At 38.7% G+C, this 3,928-nt stretch carries 4 protein-coding genes and 2 pseudogenes; 4 read left to right on the top strand and 2 right to left on the bottom strand.

What is annotated here, in order from left to right:
• Nucleotides 1-184: pseudogene (locus AB4496_RS21225) on the top strand (IS5 family transposase); the annotation flags it as partial.
• A 294-nt stretch (nt 185-478) separates the two neighbouring features.
• Here the strand turns inward: AB4496_RS21225 and AB4496_RS21230 are convergent.
• Nucleotides 479-796, bottom strand: a complete 318-nt coding sequence (locus AB4496_RS21230; RefSeq protein ID WP_017082565.1) for a hypothetical protein — start codon at nt 794-796, stop codon at nt 479-481.
• 513 nt (nt 797-1,309) lie between these two features.
• On the opposite strand from AB4496_RS21230, the pseudogene AB4496_RS21235 reads away from it, so the two are divergent.
• Nucleotides 1,310-1,473 (top strand): annotated as a pseudogene (locus tag AB4496_RS21235) (transposase); the annotation flags it as partial.
• A gap of 801 nt (nt 1,474-2,274) precedes the next feature.
• Here the strand turns inward: AB4496_RS21235 and AB4496_RS21240 are convergent.
• Nucleotides 2,275-2,490: a hypothetical protein gene (locus AB4496_RS21240; protein ID WP_017082566.1), complete on the bottom strand. Its 216-nt coding sequence runs from the start codon at nt 2,488-2,490 to the stop codon at nt 2,275-2,277.
• A 330-nt stretch (nt 2,491-2,820) separates the two neighbouring features.
• Here AB4496_RS21240 and AB4496_RS21245 point away from each other — a divergent pair, with 330 nt between their 5' ends.
• Nucleotides 2,821-3,525 (top strand): HipA family kinase, encoded by a 705-nt coding sequence (locus AB4496_RS21245; protein ID WP_029224410.1) that lies wholly within the window; start codon nt 2,821-2,823, stop codon nt 3,523-3,525.
• On the top strand, nt 3,522-3,928 hold a 407-nt coding region (locus tag AB4496_RS21250), incomplete at its 3' end, for a DUF3037 domain-containing protein (protein WP_372131873.1). The genes AB4496_RS21245 and AB4496_RS21250, both read left to right, overlap by 4 nt.

Genomic DNA, 3,928 nt, shown 5'->3' on the forward strand with positions numbered 1-3,928 from the left:
GGAGTGGAAATCTGAGTCGGGTTATCACTATCGCTCAATATCTGAGACCGCAATGTCTCGATATAAAGGACTAACCAGCGGTAAATTGAGCTTGAGATGTTATAACGCTCAAGTGGGAGAAATCATGGCGAATGTCAAAGCTATAAACAAAGTCATAGGACTAGGTATGCCTGTTCGAAACTAACGGCGAGTCACATATGGCGTCGTTGGTCTTTAAACCGATTTGATCAACAACGCCCTTCCTAGGCTTAACTAAATTTAGCCACCAATAACACATTAATTTCATTTAAACCTTTAAATTTGTAGAGACAACCCTCTTAGAGGGGTACTTTAAATCACAGTATCTAACGGTCTTATATACAACCAAACATCCGAGCTTTCAACTTCCTAATATAAACTATTTATCTATGAACACGAGTCAATATCAAAGAGAAAGGACACTCTTATCTTAAAGACGATCACAATTTAATAACCTTTATTATCGCTGCTTGATATAAGCACCCATAAGTTCAAATACTTTGTCTATAGCATTAACAGCTTGAACCATTACCTTGAGCTTATCTTTCGTGCTCTTTAAAGACTCTGTTGACTCTTTCGCTTGATTAATAAGTCCCTTGATACTTTCTTGCCCTACGGAATGGAGACCAGAGTTCGTCTCTCTGATAGAAATATTGTATGCGTAGATTTTCTCGCATTTAATTAGAAACACATCATCTCCTGACTCCTGCATAACTAAGTCAAGGTAGCTTTGAAGTTCGTTGTACATGCTTTGTGATTCTGTGAGGCTCTCGCTCATTCGTTAGTCCTTTAAGGTATCGCAATCTCAGCATCACGAGCAATGATGCAGACTGATAAAAATCATCAACAACTTGCATTAGTGCCTCCAAATATCGGATGAATAACATTGAACACTGAGCTACAAACAGAGACGCTACATAAGTTCAGTCATTCAGTTTTTGAGAAAGAATTTACGACTTCACATGCCTTTGCATCATTAATATCAATTAGTTACAATATACACCCAGCCAAGGACTACTCCATCATATGAATAGGACATTCTTGCATATCACAAGTGACATAAATTATCCTTCCCTAAAACGACATACAAAATAATAGGCTCTAGAGCGAACCTTGCTTAAACAACACATGCACACCATGAATTTTCCTGTTATTAGTGGCTTTGTTGCGTAATTCAGTGGAACTAAATCCAGAACCTACGATCTGAGCAGCTACATTCACCACCTCTCGTAACGTTATGCCTAAACCTCGTTACAAAACAACCAATTGGAAGCAATAAAACCAATCACTCATTAACCGTGGATCTCTAACCTTTTGGATTTATGAAGAAGCGGTAAGTGAGTGGGCACAAAGCAAACAGAGTAAACACAGGAGGCCACGTCGATTCAGTGATCTAGCTATCACCACAGCGTTCATGGTAAACGAGTGTTTTCTATGCCACTAAGAGCGCAGCAATGATTTATCGACTCGATATTTAGGCTATCCCATGTTTAGTTAAGTTGTCCGCATTACACCTGATCCGCACCGAACCAATGCCCTTAACTTTAATAAGTATTTACACAACAAATGCATTGCGTGTAAATTATTCACTTACACCTAACCCAAACGCCTTTGCTTGCTGCGTCTGGATAGGTCAAGTTCGGGGGAACTTGACCTCCCTGTTATCAATACGGGCTATGCGCTCGGTATTTTTCTAATACCAGCCTTACACTTTCCCATAGCTCTTCGATATATCGATACTCTAGATAAAAGCCACTATCAATAAACTCAGCACCACTTGAAGAAAACCACGGTTGAGTTTCACCTTTCCCACCTACTCCTAATTCAAATTTGGCGCAATACTTTCCGCCAGTTGGGCGAATTTGGAACTTAATGTGATATGTCCAATGGGTTTCTGAATAACAGCGTTAGTAATGGGCTGGCAACCAACCAGAATCGTAGAAGTTCGGTAAACAACTTGCAGGGAGTTGGTATTGTGATAGTGGAAGTGTTGGCATTGCACTTTGAAGTTGGCTAGCCATGTGGTTGAAAGCGCTAATGTAGGCTTCTTTGATGTGTGCAGCTTTAGTGCCTCCTAAAGAAGATAGGGGCTGTTTTGCTTGTCATAAGTATGATCCTTTAACAAAGAAATCCTTACATTTAAGCCATATGTTTAATGCGGCCCAAGATTACGGTCCGTGTTTCTTTGAGGCTTAATTTAGAACCTAAAAGTTGAAACTTCCTAACAAATAGTGATCATTATCTACAATTCCCGCGCTAGGCTGGATCTTGAAAATACGGCTTATCGGCTACAACAAAGGATTTAAAATCAGCGTGTGTAACGCGTGTTTTGTCCAACTTGTTCTTTGCTGTCCATTGAGTGTTATCTCTTAGGTACTTTCTGTTGTATTCAGATTTCGATTTACCAACTAGCCCTAAATGATAATTCATTTCATGATCTTCGCTAAAATTCACGTAATCCCAATCGTTCATCGGAAAAACCTCTTTTAAGTTATGCAACATTCATATATCGGCACCAAGAAAGGTTTTCAAGGGGAACGAAAGAAAGATATGTCGTCCACACGACCATTGTTGGGTAGAATTTGAACTCATTCACATCCTATTTATGTACGTTTGCCCTACTAAAAAGTTATCCATCCTTATCATATTCTTCACGGTGACACCCATGGTGTATCACGGGGGTAAATTCGACCAAACTATCAACTCTTGATCACTCTCTTAGCATAACCAATTAATTCAGGAAATTACTTATGGTAATATCCAATCAGACACTAATCAGCTCGCTGTGTATGGTAATACTTCGTGATAGAAATCTTAAAAATTACAAGAATGATGGCGCAAGGGAGAACGAACCCGTATCTCTGTGAAGGTGATGATGGAAAACAGTATGTCGTAAAAGGCAGTAGTGCTACTTGTCGAGGCCTTGTAAAAGAATGGATAGTAGCTCATCTAGCGAAAAGCTTTGGCTTACCTATTCCGGATTTTAAAATCGCTTGGGTTGATGATTTACTAGTTGAATACAGCTCTTTTGACTTAGAGGCTGGTTATTGTTTTGCTTCATCATATAAACCTAACATTCAAGAAATAACCTATAATCAAATACAGAAGGTTCCAAAGCAGTTACTTCGTGATCTGTTTGTTTTTGATTATTGGATTCAGAATAATGATAGAAACCTCACTGATAAAGGCGGTAATCCTAACTTTTTCTTGGAGCAAAAGACCAAAGAAACGTGTGTTGTTGATCATAACCTAGCTTTTGCAGATGACTTTAAAATTGATGAACATAAAGAACAACATGTAAGTTCAGGCTCTTGGAATGGCTTAGAGCTAGTCGATAAAGAAGTTTATACAGAAAAATTTCAAAATGCCCTGCAAGATATTGACAATATCATCAGTGAGATACCAGAAGAGTGGTTAGAAATGTATCCAATCGATACTATTCGATCAGAAATTACGTTAGTATTGAAGAAATTCTTAGCTGAACCGTTTTGGGAGGACATATCATGAAAGTAGCTTTACAATTCGCGATTGTTCGCTTTATGCCATTCGCAGAAACATCAGAGTTTGCCAACGTTGGTATACTTGCGTTTGCTCCAAAGACTGGATTTGTAAGCTATAAACTAGCCCCTGCCAGATTTAAAAGAGTATCTGATTTCTTCGATGATCTTGAAGGGCAACTTTACAAGCAAGCTATAGCAAATTTTGAAGATGAATTAAATTACATCCAAAACTTCGCAAAGAATATAAGCGGTAAAGAGCTTGTTGAGTTAATGCACGAAGTTACTCGAACTAGAGAAGGTTTGATGACGTTTGGTGAAACTGGTGCAATGATCACTGATGATTGTCACCTTGCACTTGAACAACTCTTTGGCCGCCATATCGGAAGAGACTTTAAAGATACAAAGGAATA

It is taken from the genome of Vibrio sp. 10N.222.46.A1 (assembly GCF_041473595.1).
In the GTDB taxonomy this organism is placed as follows: Bacteria; Pseudomonadota; Gammaproteobacteria; order Enterobacterales; family Vibrionaceae; genus Vibrio; species Vibrio tasmaniensis_A.